At 72.0% G+C, this 16,871-nt stretch carries 16 protein-coding genes; 7 read left to right on the forward strand and 9 right to left on the reverse strand.

Annotation, left to right across the window (positions count from 1 at the left end; genetic code table 11):
* The first annotated feature begins 34 nt into the window (after positions 1 to 34).
* Entirely contained in the window at positions 35 to 715 is a 681-nt protein-coding gene (locus ABD213_RS13200) for an EcsC family protein (RefSeq protein WP_344329530.1), read from the forward strand.
* Positions 716 to 727: 12 nt separating this feature from the next.
* Here ABD213_RS13200 and ABD213_RS13205 read toward each other — a convergent pair whose 3' ends face one another.
* Entirely contained in the window at positions 728 to 1,288 is a 561-nt protein-coding gene (locus tag ABD213_RS13205; RefSeq protein WP_344329532.1) for a helix-turn-helix domain-containing protein, read from the reverse strand.
* Positions 1,289 to 1,353: 65 nt separating this feature from the next.
* On the opposite strand from ABD213_RS13205, the gene ABD213_RS13210 reads away from it, so the two are divergent.
* On the forward strand, positions 1,354 to 2,943 hold the full coding sequence (locus tag ABD213_RS13210) for an FAD-dependent oxidoreductase (RefSeq protein WP_344329533.1): 1,590 nt from the start codon (positions 1,354 to 1,356) through the stop codon (positions 2,941 to 2,943).
* Here ABD213_RS13210 and ABD213_RS13215 read toward each other — a convergent pair.
* The 3 genes from ABD213_RS13215 to ABD213_RS13225 all read right to left on the reverse strand — a co-directional run bounded on the left by ABD213_RS13215 (position 2,940) and on the right by ABD213_RS13225 (position 7,457).
* A complete protein-coding gene (locus ABD213_RS13215; RefSeq protein WP_425546068.1) occupies positions 2,940 to 3,872 on the reverse strand; it encodes a hydroxymethylglutaryl-CoA lyase in 933 nt (310 codons plus the stop codon). The two genes, ABD213_RS13210 and ABD213_RS13215, sit on opposite strands and share 4 nt — an antisense overlap.
* A gap of 121 nt (positions 3,873 to 3,993) precedes the next feature.
* Positions 3,994 to 5,877 carry an acetyl/propionyl/methylcrotonyl-CoA carboxylase subunit alpha gene (locus ABD213_RS13220; protein ID WP_344329534.1) on the reverse strand — a complete coding sequence of 628 codons (1,884 nt, stop codon included), beginning with the start codon at positions 5,875 to 5,877 and terminating at the stop codon, positions 3,994 to 3,996.
* Between the two features lie 5 nt (positions 5,878 to 5,882).
* The gene (locus ABD213_RS13225) at positions 5,883 to 7,457 is read right to left on the reverse strand and encodes a carboxyl transferase domain-containing protein (RefSeq protein WP_425546069.1); all 1,575 of its coding nucleotides are present in this window, start codon (positions 7,455 to 7,457) and stop codon (positions 5,883 to 5,885) included.
* Positions 7,458 to 7,559: 102 nt separating this feature from the next.
* On the opposite strand from ABD213_RS13225, the gene ABD213_RS13230 reads away from it, so the two are divergent.
* Both ABD213_RS13230 and ABD213_RS13235 read left to right on the forward strand, forming a co-directional pair.
* Positions 7,560 to 8,006 carry an SRPBCC domain-containing protein gene (locus ABD213_RS13230; protein WP_344329537.1) on the forward strand — a complete coding sequence of 149 codons (447 nt, stop codon included), beginning with the start codon at positions 7,560 to 7,562 and terminating at the stop codon, positions 8,004 to 8,006.
* Positions 8,007 to 8,047: 41 nt separating this feature from the next.
* Positions 8,048 to 8,596 (forward strand): TetR/AcrR family transcriptional regulator, encoded by a 549-nt coding sequence (locus ABD213_RS13235; RefSeq protein WP_344329539.1) that lies wholly within the window; start codon positions 8,048 to 8,050, stop codon positions 8,594 to 8,596.
* On the opposite strand, the gene ABD213_RS13240 is transcribed toward ABD213_RS13235, so the two are convergent.
* Positions 8,535 to 9,443, reverse strand: coding sequence for an EamA family transporter (locus ABD213_RS13240; protein WP_344329540.1), 909 nt, complete (start codon positions 9,441 to 9,443; stop codon positions 8,535 to 8,537). The two genes, ABD213_RS13235 and ABD213_RS13240, sit on opposite strands and share 62 nt — an antisense overlap.
* Positions 9,444 to 9,515: 72 nt before the next feature.
* On the opposite strand from ABD213_RS13240, the gene ABD213_RS13245 reads away from it, so the two are divergent.
* Positions 9,516 to 10,418, forward strand: a complete 903-nt coding sequence (locus tag ABD213_RS13245) for a LysR family transcriptional regulator (RefSeq protein ID WP_344329542.1) — start codon at positions 9,516 to 9,518, stop codon at positions 10,416 to 10,418.
* Positions 10,419 to 10,442: 24 nt separating this feature from the next.
* On the opposite strand, the gene ABD213_RS13250 is transcribed toward ABD213_RS13245, so the two are convergent.
* Positions 10,443 to 11,990, reverse strand: coding sequence for an MFS transporter (locus ABD213_RS13250; protein ID WP_344329544.1), 1,548 nt, complete (start codon positions 11,988 to 11,990; stop codon positions 10,443 to 10,445).
* Between the two features lie 138 nt (positions 11,991 to 12,128).
* Here ABD213_RS13250 and ABD213_RS13255 point away from each other — a divergent pair, with 138 nt between their 5' ends.
* Together ABD213_RS13255 and ABD213_RS13260 are read left to right on the forward strand one after the other, a co-directional pair.
* Entirely contained in the window at positions 12,129 to 12,662 is a 534-nt protein-coding gene (locus ABD213_RS13255; protein ID WP_344329545.1) for a TetR/AcrR family transcriptional regulator, read from the forward strand.
* A 99-nt stretch (positions 12,663 to 12,761) separates the two neighbouring features.
* Positions 12,762 to 13,937, forward strand: a complete 1,176-nt coding sequence (locus ABD213_RS13260) for a glycerophosphodiester phosphodiesterase (protein ID WP_344329547.1) — start codon at positions 12,762 to 12,764, stop codon at positions 13,935 to 13,937.
* Positions 13,938 to 14,003: 66 nt separating this feature from the next.
* On the opposite strand, the gene ABD213_RS13265 is transcribed toward ABD213_RS13260, so the two are convergent.
* From ABD213_RS13265 to ABD213_RS13275, 3 genes are read right to left on the reverse strand one after another with little or no spacing between them, the layout of a single operon-like run.
* Positions 14,004 to 14,768 (reverse strand): class I SAM-dependent methyltransferase, encoded by a 765-nt coding sequence (locus ABD213_RS13265; protein WP_344329549.1) that lies wholly within the window; start codon positions 14,766 to 14,768, stop codon positions 14,004 to 14,006.
* Between the two features lie 60 nt (positions 14,769 to 14,828).
* The gene (locus ABD213_RS13270) at positions 14,829 to 15,635 is read right to left on the reverse strand and encodes a crotonase/enoyl-CoA hydratase family protein (RefSeq protein WP_344329550.1); all 807 of its coding nucleotides are present in this window, start codon (positions 15,633 to 15,635) and stop codon (positions 14,829 to 14,831) included.
* 43 nt (positions 15,636 to 15,678) lie between these two features.
* Entirely contained in the window at positions 15,679 to 16,677 is a 999-nt protein-coding gene (locus ABD213_RS13275) for a MerR family transcriptional regulator (protein WP_344329552.1), read from the reverse strand.
* Positions 16,678 to 16,871: the final 194 nt, after the last annotated feature.

The following is a 16,871-nucleotide window of genomic DNA, read 5'->3' on the forward strand; positions in this document are numbered from 1 at the left end:
GGGTGGATTCGACCGCGATCCCTAGGATGTCGCCATGGGCATCGGCAGCAAGGCAGCGGCGACGGCGGGCGGCAAGGCGGCACCCAAGGTCGCGTCCGGGTTCGTGCGCCGCCTGCTCGACAAGGCGATCGACGGTGTCGGCCCGCTGCCCTCGGCCGCGGAGTCGGCGAACCGTCGCCGGGTCGACGCCGACGGTGACGTCGAGGCGGCGATCGCGGCGAGCGTGCGCCGGCACACGGGCCTGGCGGGGACCCAGGGCTTCGTGACGAACCTGGGTGGCATCGCGACGGCAGCGGCCGCCATCCCGGCGAACGTGGTCGGCGTGACCCTCGTGCAGTGCCACCTCGTGGCGGGGATCGCCCACCTGCGTGGCTGGGACCTGCAGGATCCGCGCGTGCGCAACGCGATCCTCGCGTGCATGCTCGGCGAGGACGCGGTGAAGGACCTGGTGAAGCGGGGCTCGCTGCCGTCGTCGCCGATGGCCCTGGCCACGTCCCCGGTGCACGACCCCGAGCTCGACCGGCTCATTGCCCGCGAGGTCACCAGCGAGCTCGTCGCGCGCACGGCCGGCAAGCGGGCGGTGACCCTGGTGGGCCGGCGGGTCCCGGTCATCGGCGGTGTCGTCGGCGGCGGCACGGACGGCTGGGCGACGTGGCAGATCGGCCAGTACGCGGCCCGCGAGCTGAAGGACCGCAACGTCCCGACGACGCCGTAGCCGGCCGCGTCGTCAGGTGCGCACGTGCATGCGCTCGCCCTGGGGGCCGAAGATGGCGAGGACCTCGGCGGGGAACGTGCCGGGGTTGGCCATCCAGTGCGGTGTGCGGGTGTCGAACTCCACCACCTCACCGGGCTCCAGCACGAGGTCACGGGTGCCGAGGACGAGCCGGATGCGCCCGGACAGCACGTACATCCACTCGTAGCCGTCGTGCGTCTGCGGGGTGGGCACGGCGTCGGGCTCCGGCGGGACGACGATCTTGAAGGACTGCAGCCCGCCGGGTCGCCTCGTCATCGGCACGAAGGTCCGGCCGTGGCGCACGACGGGCTTGGCGCGCACTCGCGGGTCGCCGGTCTCGGGGGCGTCGACGAGGTCGTCGAGGGCGACGCGGTGGGCGCGGGCGAGCGGGAGCAGCAGCTCGAGGGTGGCCTTGCGCTGCCCGGACTCGAGCCGCGAGAGGGTGCTGATGCTGATGCCGGTCTCCTCGGCGAGGTCGGCGAGCGTCGCCTCGCGCTGCAGCCGCAGCTGGCGCAGGCGGGGTCCGACGCCGCGCAGGACCTCGTCGGTGCTCATGACCTCATCTTGCCACATCGGCAAGAGAACTTGCTGATACGTCGTCGCGGCCCCACGCTGGTGGCATGACCGACTCCTCCGCTCCCTCCCCCGTCGACGTCCTCGTGATCGGCGGTGGCGCCGGTGGCCTCGCCGCCGCGCTCGTCCTCGCCCGGTCGCGCCGCGACGTCGTGCTCGTCGACGCCGGCGAGCCGCGCAACGCACCGGCCGACGCCGTGCACAACTACCTGGGTCGCGAGGGCACCTCGCCGGGCGAGCTGACCGCGATCGGACGCGAGGAGGTGCAGGGCTACGGCGCACGGGTCGTCGACGGCAGCGTGGTCGAGGCGGTCGCGACGGACGACGGACCCGGACCCCGGTTCGACGTGAGGCTCGACGACGGCAGCGCGTTCTCGGCCCGACGGGTCGTCCTCGCCACGGGCGTGCGTGACCAGCTGCCGGGCGTCCCCGGCCTCGCCGAGCGGTGGGGACGCGACGTCCTGCACTGCCCCTACTGCCACGGCTGGGAGGTGCGGGACCAGCGCATCGGGATCCTCGCCACGAACGCCGCCGCGCTGCACCAGGTGGGCCTGTTCCGCCAGCTCAGCGACCAGGTGTGCCTGCTCGCCCAGGACGTCGAGCTGAGCCACCGTGACCGCGCTCGGCTGCGGGCGACGAGCGTCCCGGTGGTCGAGGGCCCCGTCACCGCGGTGCACACCGAGGACGACGCCCTCGTCGGCGTCACCGTCGGCGACCAGCGCCTCGCGCTCGACGCGGTGGTCGTCGCCTCGTTCCCCGACGCCGGCCACCCGGTCGCCGAGGCGCTCGGCGTGCCCACCCACGACATGAGCCGCGGCGAGCTCGTGATGGCGCGAGCCCTCACCGCCGACGCGATGACGGGCTCGACGACGGTGCCAGGGGTGTTCGTCGTCGGGAACGCCGCCAACCCGATGGGCACCACCATCGCCGCGGCGGCCAACGGCACGCAGGTCGGCGCGATGGTCAACGCCGAGCTCGTGGAGGAGGACACCGCCCTCGCCGTGCAGGCCTGGCGCGCGGAGCAGAACGAGCCGGGCCCGTGGGACGAGCGCTACGCCGACCACGTCTGGAGCGGCAACGTCAACCCACGGCTGCCCGAGCGGGTCTCCTCCCTCGCACCCGGTCGCGCGCTGGACGTCGGCTGCGGCGAGGGGGCCGACGTCCTGTGGCTCGCCGAGCAGGGCTGGGACGCCACGGGGATGGACTTCTCGGCCGTCGGGCTCGAGCGAGCGGCCCTGCACGCCGTCGAGGCCGGGGTCGAGGATCGCACCCACTGGCGCCAGGAGGACGTCCGGTCGTGGGAGCCGGACGGCACGTGGGACCTCGTGGTCTCGCACTACCTGCACCTCGCCGACGACGCGATGGCCGACGCGGTCCGTCGCCTGACCGCGGCGGTGGCCCCGGGGGGCACCCTCCTCGTCGTCCTCCACCACCCCGACGACGTGCTCGGCGCGCCCGGGCCGGACGGCTTCCCGGCGCCCGAGCTCGTCGACGCGGTGCGGTCCGCCGACGGTGACTGGGAGGTCGAGACCGACGTCGTCGACCGCGTGGGCACCGGCCACGGGCCCGGCGTCGTGGTGCGCGACATCGTGCTGGAGGCCCGCCGTCGCGGCAGCGATCGAGAGGTCGCGCGCTAGCCGATGAGCGCGCGGGCGACGGCGCTCGCCGGGGGCTTGCCGAGCTGCTCGGCCATCCAGGCGGTGGTGGCGACGACGGCGTCGAGGTCGACCCCGTGCTCGATGCCGAGCCCGGTGAGCATCCAGACGAGGTCCTCGGTGGCGAGGTTGCCGGTGGCGCTCTCGGCGTAGGGGCAGCCGCCGAGTCCACCGGCGGACGCGTCGAACGTCGTCACGCCGGCGAGCAGGGCGGCGTGCACGTTGGCGAGCGCCTGGCCGTAGGTGTCGTGGAAGTGCATCGCGAGCCGGTCGACGTCGATGCCCGCTGCGGCGAACCGCGCGACGAGGTCGCCCACCTGGGCCGGGGTGGCGACGCCGATGGTGTCGCCGAGGGACAACTGGGTGGCACCGAGGTCGAGCAGCCGGCGTCCCACGCGGACCACGACGTCGGGGTCGACCGGACCCTCCCACGGGTCGCCGAAGCACATGGACACGTAGGCGCGCACGGTCGCTCCCGCAGCCAGCGCGCGCTCCACGACGGGCCCGAACATCGTCATCTGGTCGGCCACGGTGCTGTTGAGGTTCTTGGCGGCGAAGGTCTCGGTGGCGCTGGCGAAGACCGCGACGTGGGTGCAGCCGGCGGCCAGGGCACGGTCGAGGCCGCGCTCGTTCGGGACGAGAACGGGATGCTCGAGGCTCTCGTCCTCACCGCGGAGCAGCTCGACGAGCTCGGCGGCGTCGGCCAGCTGCGGCACCCACCGGGGGTGGACGAAGCTCGTGGCCTCGACGACCGGGAGCCCGGCGGCGACGAGGCGGCGGACCAGCTCGGCCTTGACCTCGAGCGGCACCACCTCCGGCTCGTTCTGCAGCCCGTCGCGCGGCCCCACCTCGTAGATCGTCACCCGCTCGGGCATCCGCGCGTCCCGCACGACCATCGGCAGTCCCCTCACGCGTCCTCCCCCACTCCCGCGAGTGGCGCAATCTGAGGGAAGTGAGACGGCGTGTCGCCCCAGACTGCGCCACTCGCGACCGACTCTGCGCCACTCGCGACCGGGAATCCGCCACTCGGCGTCATGCATCCGCCTCGACGTGCACGACGACGTGGTCCATCGCGACCTGCTGCCCGACGACCGCCCCGACGTGGGTGACGGTGCCGTCGTGCGGGGCGGTGAGCGCGAACTCCATCTTCATCGCCTCCACCGCGCCGAGGGCGTCGCCGGCCGACACGCGGTCCCCCTCGGCCACCGCGAGGGCGACGACCGTCCCCGGCATCGGCGCGACGACGTCGGCCGCCGAGGCCACCGCCGCACCCTGGCGGCGCATCGCGTCGGCCTCCCCCAGGGTCCACGTCTGTCCGTGCCACGTCGCGTGGACCTGCGACCCGCACCGCAGGACGTCGACATCGTCATGGGGCAGCACCACCTCGACGTCGTGGGCGAGGCCGCGCTCGTCGACGAGTCGGATGACCACGGGCGCCGACGGGCCGGCCGAGCGCCAGCCGTCGCGGCGTCCGAACGGACCGTCCCCGGCGTCGCGGACCCCGTGGAGCTCTGCAGCGGCCGCGACGAGCACCTCCCGCAGCACGCCCGGGCGTTCGAGCAGGGGTCCGTCGTAGCCGTCGAGCCAGCCCGTGTGGACCTCACCGTCGCGGAACGCCGCGGAGTCGACGAGCCGCCGCACCCATCCGAGGTTCGTGGTGAGGCCGACGACCCGGGAGCCGTCGATGACGTCGAGGACGTCGGCGATCGCGGCGTCACGGTCGTCACCGTGACCGACCAGCTTCGCGAGCATCGGGTCATAGGCGGCGCTGACGGTCGTCGGCACGCCGTCGGCGCTCGGCTCGAGGGCGGCGTGCACGCGACCCTCGCCGTCGAACAGCGGTCCGTCGGGCCACGCGACCTCGAGCACCTCGCCGGACTGCGGCAGGAACCCGGCGTAGGGGTCCTCGGCGTACACCCGGACCTCGACGGCGTGCCCGGTGCACGCGATCTCGTCCTGGGTCAGCGGCAGCGGACGTCCCGCGGCGACGTCGAGCTGCCACTGCACGAGGTCGACGCCGGTGACCTTCTCGGTGACGGGGTGCTCGACCTGCAGGCGGGTGTTCATCTCCAGGAAGTACGCCTCCTGGTGCCCGGGCTCGCCGGCGACGAGGAACTCCACCGTGCCGGCGCCGACGTAGCCGACCTCGCGGGCCAGGGCGACCGAGGAGTCCAGCAGCCGCTGCCGGACGTCGGCGTCGAGACCGGGTGCCGGTGCCTCCTCGACGACCTTCTGGTGGCGCCGTTGGGCGGAGCAGTCCCGCTCGAAGAGGTGGACGACGTTGCCGTGGGTGTCGCCGAAGACCTGCACCTCGACGTGCCTGCCGCCCTCGACGTACGCCTCGACGAGCAGCGTGTCGTCGCCGAACGCCGACGCAGCCTCGCGTCGTGCCGTCGCGACGGCGACCGCGAGGTCCTGCGGACGGCGGACGACGTGCATGCCCTTGCCGCCGCCACCGGCCGCGGCCTTGACGAGCACCGGGTACGCGTCCTCGGGGATGTCGTCGGTCTCGTGCCGCGGCGTGACGGGGACCCCGGCGCGCACCGCGACGTCGCGGGCGCGGTCCTTGCGTCCCATGAGGTCGATGACGTCGGCGCTCGGCCCGACGAAGACGAGCCCGGCCTCGGCGACGGCCCGCGCGAACGCGGCGTTCTCGGACAGGAACCCGTAGCCGGGGTGCACGGCGTCGGCACCGCTGTCGAGCGCGGCGGCCACGACCTTCTCGATGCTCAGGTACGACTCGGACGCGGGCGTCGGGCCGAGGTGCACCGCGACGTCGGCCTCGAGGACGTGCGGCGCCCGCGCGTCGGCGTCGGAGTGGACGGCGACGCTGCGCAGGCCCGCGCGTCGGCACCCGCGGACGATGCGGCGGGCGATCTCGCCGCGGTTCGCGATCAGGACGGTCTCGATGGTCACGGTCCTCACATCCGGAAGATGCCGAACCCGGCGGCGTCACGGTCGGCGAAGGACGGGACGGGGGCGTTGCCGCACGCCTGCAGCGCCAGCCCCAGCACGCGTCGGGTCTCGCGGGGATCGATGACGCCGTCGTCCCAGAGCCGGGCGGTGGCGTAGTAGGGGTTGCCCTGCTGCTCGTACTGCTCGCGGATCGGCGCCTTGAACGCCTCCTCGTCCTCGGCGGACCAGTCGCCGCCCTTGCTCTCGATGCCGTCCCGACGCACGGTGGCCAGCACCGACGCCGCCTGCTCACCGCCCATCACGGAGATGCGGGCGTTGGGCCAGGTCCAGAGGAAGCGCGGGTCGTAGGCGCGGCCGCACATGCCGTAGTTCCCGGCGCCGAACGAGCCGCCGATGACGACGGTCAGCTTGGGCACGACGCTGGAGGCGACGGCGGTGACGAGCTTGGCACCGTCCTTGGCGATGCCGCGGTTCTCGTAGTCGCGCCCGACCATGAAGCCGGTGATGTTCTGCAGGAACAGCAGCGGGATGCCGCGCTGGTTGGCCAGCTCGATGAAGTGCGCGCCCTTCATGGCCGACTCGCTGAAGAGGATCCCGTTGTTGGCGACGATCGCGACGGGGTACCCCTCGACGTGCGCGAACCCGCACACGAGCGTCTCCCCGTACAGCGGCTTGAACTCGTGCAGCCGGGAGTCGTCGACGACGCGGCGGATGACGTCGCGGACGTCGTAGGGGGTGCGGCCGTCGACGGGGACGACGTCGAGCAGGGTCTCGGGGTCCTCCCGGGGCGGCAGGGCCGCCTGCGGCTCCAGGTGGTGCCGGGCCGGGCCGAGGGTGCCGACGATCGAGCGGACGATGTCGAGGGCGTGCGCGTCGTCGTCGGCGAGGTGGTCGACGACGCCGGAGGTGCGGGCGTGGACGTCGCCGCCGCCGAGGTCCTCCGCGGTCACGACCTCCCCGGTCGCGGCCTTCACGAGCGGCGGGCCCCCGAGGAAGATCGTGCCCTGCTCCTTGACGATGACGGTCTCGTCGCTCATCGCCGGCACGTAGGCGCCGCCGGCGGTGCATGAGCCCATGACGGCGGCGACCTGCGCGATCCCCTGAGCGGACAGCTGGGCCTGGTTGAAGAAGATGCGTCCGAAGTGCTCGCGGTCGGGGAACACCTCGTCCTGCATGGGCAGGAACGCGCCGCCGGAGTCGACGAGGTAGACGCACGGGAGGCGGTTCTCGCGCGCGATCCTCTGCGCACGCAGGTGCTTCTTGACGGTCAGCGGGTAGTAGGTGCCGCCCTTGACGGTGGCGTCGTTCGCGACGACCATCACCTCGCGTCCGGCGACCCGCCCGATGCCGGTGACGATCGACGCGCTCGGGACCGCGTGCTCGTCGCCGTACATGCCGTACGCGGCCAGGGGGGCGACCTCCAGGAACGGCGACCCGGCGTCGAGCAGCCGGTCGACGCGGTCGCGCGGCAGCAGCTTGCCGCGTGCGACGTGACGTTCGCGCGAGGCCTCGCTGCCGCCGAGGCGGACCATGGCCAGGCGCTCGTGCAGCTCGTCGACCAGCTCGCGCATCGTGCTCATGGACCTGAGGTTAACACCCATTAACCTACCGATCCATCGACCTCGGGCCAGCACCCGGCCCGTGCGACAATGCCCCGAGGCCCCGGAGGGAGAGGCGCGATCATGGTGCTGCACGAGACGCTGACGTTCGCCGCCGTGCTGGCGGCGCCGATCGAGGACGTCTGGTCCGCCGTCGCCGACCCCGGGGCGCGAGCCGGATGGAGCGTCCCGGCGGGCGAGCAGATGGTCATCGACCACGACGACCTCCGGCCCGGGGGCACGGGCTCCTACCGGTGCGGCCCGCCCGGCTCGCTCGACGTCGCCGGCGAGGTGGCCTACCTCGCCGTCGCACCGGGCGAGCTCCTCGTGCACACCGACACCATCCGCTCCGGCGACGAGGTGCTCACCACGGCCCTGCTGACGTGGACCTTCGCCGAGCAGGACGGGCTCACGCGCGTCGAGATCGTCGACCAGGTGGCGTCGTTCGCCGGAGCGGGCATCATCGACGGCCACCGCAACGGCCACCGCCTCGCCCTCGAACAGCTGGGCCGGTGGCTCGCCGCACGATGACGCAGCGATGACGGGGCCACGGGGGCACTATCGTTCGACGGGTGAGCTCTCGACGGCGTGACATCGCGACCCGTGCGGTCGAGCTGTTCGCCGACCGTGGGTTCCACGGCGTCAGCGTCGGCGACGTCGGCGCGGCCTCCGGCATCTCCGGCCCGGCGATCTACAAGCACTTCTCCGGCAAGGAGGAGGTGCTCGCCCACGCCCTCGTCGACATCAGCACCGAGCTGCTCGAGACCGGGCGCGAGCGCGCGGCGGCAGAGACGGTCCCGGATGCTGCCCTCGACGCGCTCATCGCCTGGCACATCGACTTCGCCGTCACCCATCCCGCGTACATCGTCGTGCAGGAGCGGGAGTGGTCGCGCCTCGACGCCGACGCCCGCGCGTCCGTGCGTCGGCTGCAGCTCGCGTACGTCGACCTGTGGGTCGACGTGCTGCTGGAGCTGAAGCCCCAGATCGACCGCTCCGAGGCGCGCGCCGCGGTCCAGGCGACCTTCGGGCTGCTCAACTCGACGCCGCACAGTGCCCGGATCAGCGAGGAACGCCTGCGGAGCCGGCTGGCGCGGATGGCGCGAGCCGCCTTGCTCGACTGAACCGCACGGTCGCGAGCGAGACACCGAGCAGCATCACGACGCCACCGGCGACCTCCGAGCTTGTCGGCACCTCGCCCTGGACGACCCACGCCGTCACGATGCCGACGGGCGGGACCAGCAGCACGAAGGGCACCACGGCACCGGCGGGGTAGCGGGCCAGCAGGGTGTTCCAGATGCCGTACCCGAGCAGCGAGGCCCCGAACACCGTGTAGGCCGTGCTGAGGACCGCTGTGCCCGAGAGCTCCGTGAGGGCGCGGACGACCTCGGCGCGGCCGTCGACGGCGAGTGAGAGCGCCAGGGCCGGCACCGGCACGACGAGTGCGGACCACACGACGAGCGAGAGGCCCGATGCGATCCCCGCACGTCGACCGACGACGTTGCCGATCGCCCACGACATCGCCGCGCCGAGCATCACGAGCGCCGGGACCACCGGCGAGGTGACGCCGTGGGAGACGATCACGACCACGAGCCCGACGGTGCCGACCACCGCACCGAGCGCCTGCTGTCGACCAGGGACTTCCTTCAACGCCACGGCGGCGATGACGATCGTGAAGATCACCTGGGCCTGGAGGACGAGGGAGGCCAGCCCGGCGGGCATGCCGAGGTCCAGGGCCAGGTAGAGCAGGCTGAACTGACCGAGGCTCATGAAGGTCCCGACGGCGACGACGTCCTGCCAACGACCCTCGGGCCGAGGCAGGAACAGCACGAGGGGGAACGCCACGAGGACGAAGCGCACGGCGAGGAAGAGCAGAGGAGGGACGTCGTCCAGGCCTTGGTCGATGACGACGAAGTTGCCACCCCAGGCGAGCATCACGAGCACGGCGAGCAGGCTGTGACGCAGGGACATGTCCCCAGCCTGCCGCGATCCTGGATGAAGTACCCGCGATACATTCCACTCAGAACAACGTACGATTGCTTTATGATCGACCTCGCCGCAGTCCGCTCGCTCATCGCCGTGCGGGACCACGGCAGCGTCGTCGCCGCTGCCGATGCGCTGGACTTCACCCCGTCCGCGGTGTCACAACAGATCAAGCGACTGGAGCACGGCAACCGCCTTCCGATGCTGGAACGCGTCGGGCGCGGCGTCGTGCTGACCGACCGTGGACGACTTCTCGCCGAACGAGGTTCACTCCTGCTCGACCAGCTGGAGGAGCTGGAGCACCTGGTCCTGGCCGGTGACGACGTGGTGGCCGGGCCGTTCCACCTGGCGACGTTCTCCACCGCGAACCGCGGACTGGTCGCACCGTTGCTCGCGCGGCTGGCCACCACGACCCCCGCGCTCGACGCCACCGTGCACGAGGGCGACCCGCGCGACATCGTCTCGCTCGTGGCGCGGGGGCAGGCCGACGCCGGCCTGGTGCACGACTGGACGTCGATGCGCCTGGACCTCCCCGATGGGGTCGAGAGCACCACGTTGCTCGTCGACACCGCCGACGTGGTCCTGCACCGTGACCACCGTCTGGCCGAAGCCGACATGCTCTCCCCGAGGGACCTCCTGGAGGACCCGTGGGTGTGCACGCCTGCGGGCACGATCTGTCACGACTGGCTGCTGCACATGTTCGCCGTGCACGACGTGCGACCACGACTGCCCTACGTCGACAACGACTACGCGACACACCTGGCGATGGTCGCCGCGGGCGTCGCCGTGGCCCTGGTGCCACGACTGGGCCGGACTCCGCTCCCCCCGGACGTCGTGGTGGTGCCGGTCGTCGATCCCACGCCGCAGCGGAAGGTCCAGCTCATCTGGCGACGCTCGGCCACCAGCAACCCGGCCCGCCGACACCTGCAGGCCGAGCTCGAAACGATCGCTCGGGAGATCTAAGGGACCGCCCGGACCGCCGCCGTGTCAGTGACCGGAGCGAGTGGGTGCCGGGGCTGAGCGCAGCGCGAACCACGAGACCCACGCCGCGAGCAGCGCGATGCCGATCGCGACGCCGGAGGCCCGCTGGACGCCGAGGTCGAAGGCCAGGTGTGCGGACTCCACGAGCCGCTCGCCGAGCACGTTCGGGTACCGCTCCGCGACGGCCATCGTGCTGCCGAGCGTCTCGAAGGAGCTGTCGCCGGCCGGACGCTGCACGACCTCCGGCACCACCAGGTTCGAGCGGTAGGTCGACATGACGATGCTGCCGAGCACCGCCGTGCCGAGCACGGCGCCGATCTCGTAGGCCGTCTCGGAGATCGCCGAGGCCGCGCCGGCCTTGTGCGCCGGGACGGCCGCGATGACGAGGTCGTTGGTGATCGTCTCGGCCATGCCGATGCCGACGCCCATGATCGCGAACGCGACGAGCACGCTGAGCACGGTCGGAGCCGTCCCGGTGAACGCCGCGAGGGCGTACCCGAGCGACGACGCGACGAAGCTGATGCTCACGAGGGTGCGCACCGGGGCGTGCCGCACGAGGCGCACGGCCAGGAACCCGAACAGCACCGTCACCAGCAAGCCGGGCAGGAGCACCATCGCCGAGTCCATCGGCGACAGGCCGAGCACGAGCTGCAGCAGCTGGGCGGCGAAGAACAGGAAGCCCGTCAACGCCATGAGGCTCAGCAGGTTCGCGACGACGGCACCGCTGAAGACCGGGTTGCGGAACAGCTGGAGGTCGAGCATCGGCGTGCGGCTGCGCTGCTGGCGACGCACGAACATGACGCCGGCGGCGACGCTCAACGCGAGCGCGGCGACGGTGACGTCGTCGAGCCCGGCCTTCGCGCCGTGCTTGATCGCGTAGACGAGGGGGAACATCGCCAGCATCGACAGCGCGATCGAGGCGGGGTCGAGCGGCCCCGGCGACGGGTCCTTCGACTCCGGCACGAGCAGCAGCACGAGCGGCACGAGCAGCGCCACCATCGGGACGTTGATGAGGAAGACCGATCCCCACCAGAAGTGCTCGAGCAGCCAGCCGCCCATGATCGGGCCGAGCGCGGCGCCACCGGAGAACATCGCAGCCCACGTGGCGACGGCGATCCGGCGGTCACGGGCGTCGTGGAAGATGTTGCGGATCAGCGACAGCGTCGACGGCATGAGGGTCGCGCCGAAGAGGCCGAGCAGCATGCGCGCGACGAGCAGCATCTCCGGGCTCGTGGCGTAGGCGCCGAGGAACGATGCCGCGGAGAAGCCGAGCGCGCCGATGACGAGCAGGCGACGCCGACCGAGCCGGTCGCCGAGGCTGCCCATGGCGATGAGCAGGCCGGCGAGCATGAGGGCGTAGACGTCGACGATCCACAGCAGCTGGTTGCCGGTGGGGCGCAGGTCGGTGCTGATCTCCGGCAGCGCGAAGCTCAGGACGGTGTTGTCGGTGGAGACCATCAGGACCGCGAGCATCAGGACCGCGAGGGCGACCCACTCACGGGCGCCGGCGCGGCGGGTGTCGTCGGGTACCTGCTGGGGTGCGGTGGTGCTCATGATGAGGCCTCCTCTCGGTCGGTGGACCGTCGTCGGTGGTGCGCCGGCAGTGACCGACACCCGAAGAACTGTACCGTCTGGACGGTACAGTCGTCGTGGCGGGGAGGTGTGACGTCCGTCGCCCACTAGGATCGGTCCATGCCGGCCACCGAGCGCACGACCCGCGACCGGCTCCTCGACGCGTTCGAGTCGCTGCTCGTGGGGGCCGGCAGCCGCGGCGCCACCCTCGACGCCGTCGCCGCCGCGGCCGAGGTCTCCAAGGGTGGGCTGCTCTATCACTTCCACAGCAAGGACGAGCTCGTCGAGGGGATGCTCGAACGGCTCCGCGCCCAGGGCGAGGCCGACGTCGAGAAGATGCGGACCGCCACCGCGGGTCCGGTCGACTTCTACCTGCAGACGTCGGTCGACTCCGGCAGCGACTTCGACCGCGCCCTCATCGCTGCCGCCCGCATCGCCCAGGAGAACGACGACCGCGCATCGGCCGCCCTCGCCGACCTGCGCGAGGGCTGGTTCGCCGTGCTGCGCGAGCACCTCGGCGACGAGTCCCTCGCCCGCACCGTCCAGCTCATCGGTGACGGCCTGTACTTCGACGACACCACCGGCCTGGCCGACCGCGACGCCCTGCGCCACGTCCGCGACGTGCTCGGAAGGCTCGGCGCGCTCGACGCGTGAGCGTCGCCTGAGAACGACGCCTGACATCCTCACGCACTGATCACCGGACGGGCCCCAGGACGTCACCTGGCGTTCACCATGCGCCCGTTCCGTGGAGGCATGCGGATCTTCACGCTCGGGATCGTCCTCGCCGTCATGGTCGCCACGCCGTCGATGGCCGCCGGCACCACCCCCGCCCCGCAGGCCCCCGAGCGTCCGACGCTGAAGAAGGTCGTCTCGCCGGTCCTGAAGAAGGCGCTCAAGAAGCCGACCCGCCAGGTCACCGTCATCGCCCACCGCGGCGCCTCCGGCTACCGTCCCGAGCACACCCTGGCGGCCTACCAGCTGGCCATCGAGCAGGGCGCCGACGTCATCGAGCCCGACCTCGTCAGCACCAGCGACGGCGTTCTCGTCGCCCGCCACGAGAACGAGATCAGCGGAACCACCGACGTCGCCGACCGGCCCGAGTTCGCCGACCGCCGCACCACCAAGACCATCGACGGCCGTCCGGTCACCGGCTGGTTCACCGAGGACTTCACCCTCGTCGAGCTGCGCACCCTGCGCGCCGTCGAGCGTCTGCCCGAGCTCCGGCCTGGCAACACGCTCTACGACGGTCGCTTCCAGGTGCCGACGTTCGACGAGATCATCGAGCTCGCCCGCTCGGAGTCGCGCCGCAAGGGACGGACGATCGGCATCGCGCCGGAGACCAAGCACCCGACGTACTTCACGGAGATCGGGCTCGACCTCACGCCGCCCTTGCTGCGCAGCCTGCGCCGCGTCGGCTGGGACCACCCCCGCTCGCCCGTCCTCGTGCAGTCCTTCGAGACGACGAACCTGCGCGAGCTGTCGCGCATCTCCCGCGTTCCGCTGCTGCAGCTGACGTCGGCGACCGGCGCACCGTACGACCTCGTGAAGGCCGGCGACCCCACCACGTACGCCGACATCATGAGCCCGAAGGGCCTGCGCGAGGTGGCTCGCTACGCCGACTGGGTCGGTCCGGAGAAGAACTCGATCATCCCGCGCGACGCCCAGGGCCGACTCACGTCACCGTCGCCGGTCGTCCGCGACGCCCATCGCGCGGGGCTGAGGGTGAGCGTCTACACCGTCCGCAACGAGAACCAGTTCCTGCCGACGGAGCTGCGCAGCAGCGCCAACCCCGCCGAGCAAGGCGACGTCCGCGCCGAGCTGTTCGCCTTCTTCGACGCCGGCGTCGACGCGGTGTTCGCCGACTTCCCCGACACCGCCGTCAAGGCCCGCAAGGCCCACCGCTCCCTGCGGCCGGTCCCGGCTCGCTGACGGCGGGGACCTGAGGTCCCGACACGACCACCGGGTGGGTGCCGAGGCCGCAGCCGTCGACGTCGCTCAGGAGCGGCGCAGCTCCAGGAAGATGCTCGGACCGAAGTCCTTGCTCGCCAGGCGCTCCTGCAGGGCCTTCTCGATGCCGACCATGAGGCCGGTGGGGAGGACCTTCTTGAGGGTCTGGCTGCGCAGGTTCGAGACCGACAGCTTGCGCTGCAGCACGAGGCCGGCACCGGCGAGCTGGCCGACCACGGTGTCGACGTTGTGGTTGACGAACGCGATCGCGTCGGGCTCGTCGGCCGAGACGGTGCGGATGCTGACCGGCTCGGTGGGCAGCGCCTTGCCCTGCTTCTTGAACTGGCGACGGTTCTTGTAGTGGCCGTAGTTGGCGACCTCGATGAGCGCGGTGCCACCGGGACGCAGGACGCGGGCGAGCTCGGCGAACTCCTTCGACGGCTCGGGGATGTGATGCATCACGCGCACCATCGTGATGAGGTCGAGCGACGCGTCCTCGAAGGCGAGGTCGTCGGCCTGGGTCTGGACCTTCTCGATGTCGGTGCCCGCGAGGACCTCCTCGGCGGCCTCGAGCTGGGTGCGGCTCGGCTCGGCGAGGGTGACGTGGTCGGCGTACTGGCGCAGGAGCAGGCAGAGGCGACCGAAGCCACCGCCGACGTCGGCCGCGCGGGCGAACGTCCGGCCCTCGAGCAGACGACGGATCGCTGCCTCCTCGGCTGCGTGCTCGTAGTCCCTGTCGTCCCAGTACGTGGTGTAGTCGTACCCGCGGTCGTACTGGTCCGCGACCTTCTTGGAGGGCTTGTCGTCAGTCACCGGCACAGCCTAGCAACGGGTCGAGACGGCCCAGTGCCCGAAGGTTCAGTGCCCGAAGGTTCAGCGCCCGAACGTCCGGGGCCCGAACTCCGGCTCCTGCTTGGTCATGCCGGCCTTGCGGGCGATGCGCGTGTTCGGCGAGCGGAACATCCGCAGCTGGTAGAGGCGCTCGCGACGGAACGCGCCGGCCAGGGACCCGAGGGGCAGCGCGTTCAGCAGTCGCTTGCTCGCGGCCACGGAGTCGGGGGACCGCTCGAGCAGCGCGTCGATCAATTCCTGCGCGGGCTTCATGGGGTCGTCGGCCACGTCGGTGGCAAGACCGACCTCTGCCGCCTCGGCGCCCGACAGCACCTCGCCGGTGAGGACCAGACGCTTGGCGACATCGGCCCGGACGACCTCGCTGAGCGGGACGGTGCCGCTCATGTCCGGCACCAGGCCCCACTTGGCCTCGAGCACCGACCACCGGCAGTCCGGTGTCGTGAACCGGAAGTCCGCGGCGAGCGCCAGCTGGATGCCGGCGCCGAGGACGTGGCCGCGGGTGACGGCGATGACCGGGACGGGCAGCTCGCGCCAGACCCACAGCGCCTGCTGGAACGTGTTGGTCCTGCGCCACGGGGGCGTGAGGAAGAACCGGACGACGCGGGCACGGTCCTTGCCCGCCTCGGCGAAGTCGAGTCCGGCGCAGAAGGAGTCACCGGCCCCCTCCAGCACGACGACGCGTACCGAGCGGTCGGCACGGATCTCGGCGGCGGCGTCGAGCAGCCCCTGGAGCATGTCGAGGGTGACGCCGTTGAGCTTGTCCGGGCGGTTGAGCCGGACGTGGGCGACGGGTCCCTCGATGCTCGTCAGGACGTGGTGTTCGGTCATGACGTGAGGATACGCCGAGCGGACCGGTGCACGGCGCGTGCGCTCAGGTGACGCGGTCGAGCACGTGGCGGACGGCCCCGGCGACGTCGGTGGCGACGACCGGGTTCTCGAAACCGAACCGCAGGCCGACCTCCTTCGGCCAGCACGGCGCACCGCGCAACAGGAAGGTGTTCATGCCGGTGCGATCGAGCTGACGCCTGAGCATCTCCTCGGTGCCTGCCGGCTGCTCCCACCAGATGAGCACCTGGGGGCGGAGCTTCTCGACGAGGTCGGCGACGGTCCAAGGGTCGGTCTCCGGTCCGACCGAGCGACACGCGATGTCGGCGTCCACGAGTGCCGCTCCGAGGGCGACGAGCGGCAGGCAGGAGGTGTCGTCGACACCGCTCGCGAGCAGCACCTGAGGTCGAGGACCTCGAGTCCCCCGGGAACGGATCTCCAGCATGGTCTCCAGGATGACCTCGGTGGCGAGCCGCTCGGCCTCCACGGGGAGAGCGCCGGTAGCCGACTCGTAGGACATCCGCAGCAGGCTGGGGGCGAGGAGGTTCGTCCACGCGTCCAGGAAACCGTTGCGGTCGAGGACCGACCCGACCACGTCGCGCAGGCGCGTGCCGTCGCCGCTGGTGCTGGCCGCCAGGAGGGCGTCGACCAGAGCCGCTCGCCCGAGGGTCGGACGGTCCTGCGTCTCGTCGGCGAGGGCGCTGAGGAGCTCGTCGTGGTCGAGGTTCCGGGCGACGCGCGCAGCGTCCTGGGCCGACACGCCGCGCCCGACGAGACGACGCACCAGCTCGACGCGCTCGATGTCTCGCTCGGTGTAGCGGCGGTGCCCGCCCTGCGTGCGGTGGCTCGGACCCACGTCGTAGCGACGCTCCCACGTGCGCAGGGTCGACGGCGTGATGTCCAGGCGCGAGGAGACGGCGCCGACGCTCCAGGTGAGGTCGGAGCCGGGGCCGTCGTCGTCGCCCGTGTCAGGGCTCGACTGGGAAGCGTCGACCGGGTTCGACGGGATGGAGACCCGGGTCTGGGTGTCAGGACGATCCTTCACCGCTCACCTCCGGGCAGTAGAAAGTACTCCATTGCGAACGCTAGGTGGTGTCACAGGGTATGCAGTCCGAAATCGGCAACGAGAGGTTGTGCAAAGGTTCACGCCGCCCAGGCGCCGTCCCGAGGTGCTGAGGCTCCGCGACGCACCTAGCGTCGGGAGTGGAACGGTCGTCGCGACCGCTCCCCCGATCCCGA

This window comes from Aeromicrobium halocynthiae, assembly GCF_039531385.1.
Taxonomy (GTDB): Bacteria; Actinomycetota; Actinomycetes; order Propionibacteriales; family Nocardioidaceae; genus Aeromicrobium; species Aeromicrobium halocynthiae.

Excerpts from the sequence above, each read along its gene's own strand:
- ABD213_RS13230 (WP_344329537.1), top strand. The coding sequence starts at position 7,560 with ATGGTGCTGCACGAGACGCTGACGTTCGCCGCCGTGCTGGCGGCGCCG.
- ABD213_RS13225 (WP_425546069.1), bottom strand. The coding sequence starts at position 7,457 with ATGAGCACGATGCGCGAGCTGGTCGACGAGCTGCACGAGCGCCTGGCC.
- ABD213_RS13240 (WP_344329540.1), bottom strand. The coding sequence starts at position 9,443 with ATGTCCCTGCGTCACAGCCTGCTCGCCGTGCTCGTGATGCTCGCCTGG.
- ABD213_RS13255 (WP_344329545.1), top strand. The coding sequence starts at position 12,129 with ATGCCGGCCACCGAGCGCACGACCCGCGACCGGCTCCTCGACGCGTTC.
- ABD213_RS13210 (WP_344329533.1), top strand. The coding sequence starts at position 1,354 with ATGACCGACTCCTCCGCTCCCTCCCCCGTCGACGTCCTCGTGATCGGC.
- ABD213_RS13260 (WP_344329547.1), top strand. The coding sequence starts at position 12,762 with ATGCGGATCTTCACGCTCGGGATCGTCCTCGCCGTCATGGTCGCCACG.
- ABD213_RS13245 (WP_344329542.1), top strand. The coding sequence starts at position 9,516 with ATGATCGACCTCGCCGCAGTCCGCTCGCTCATCGCCGTGCGGGACCAC.
- ABD213_RS13200 (WP_344329530.1), top strand. The coding sequence starts at position 35 with ATGGGCATCGGCAGCAAGGCAGCGGCGACGGCGGGCGGCAAGGCGGCA.
- ABD213_RS13270 (WP_344329550.1), bottom strand. The coding sequence starts at position 15,635 with ATGACCGAACACCACGTCCTGACGAGCATCGAGGGACCCGTCGCCCAC.
- ABD213_RS13205 (WP_344329532.1), bottom strand. The coding sequence starts at position 1,288 with ATGAGCACCGACGAGGTCCTGCGCGGCGTCGGACCCCGCCTGCGCCAG.
- ABD213_RS13250 (WP_344329544.1), bottom strand. The coding sequence starts at position 11,990 with ATGAGCACCACCGCACCCCAGCAGGTACCCGACGACACCCGCCGCGCC.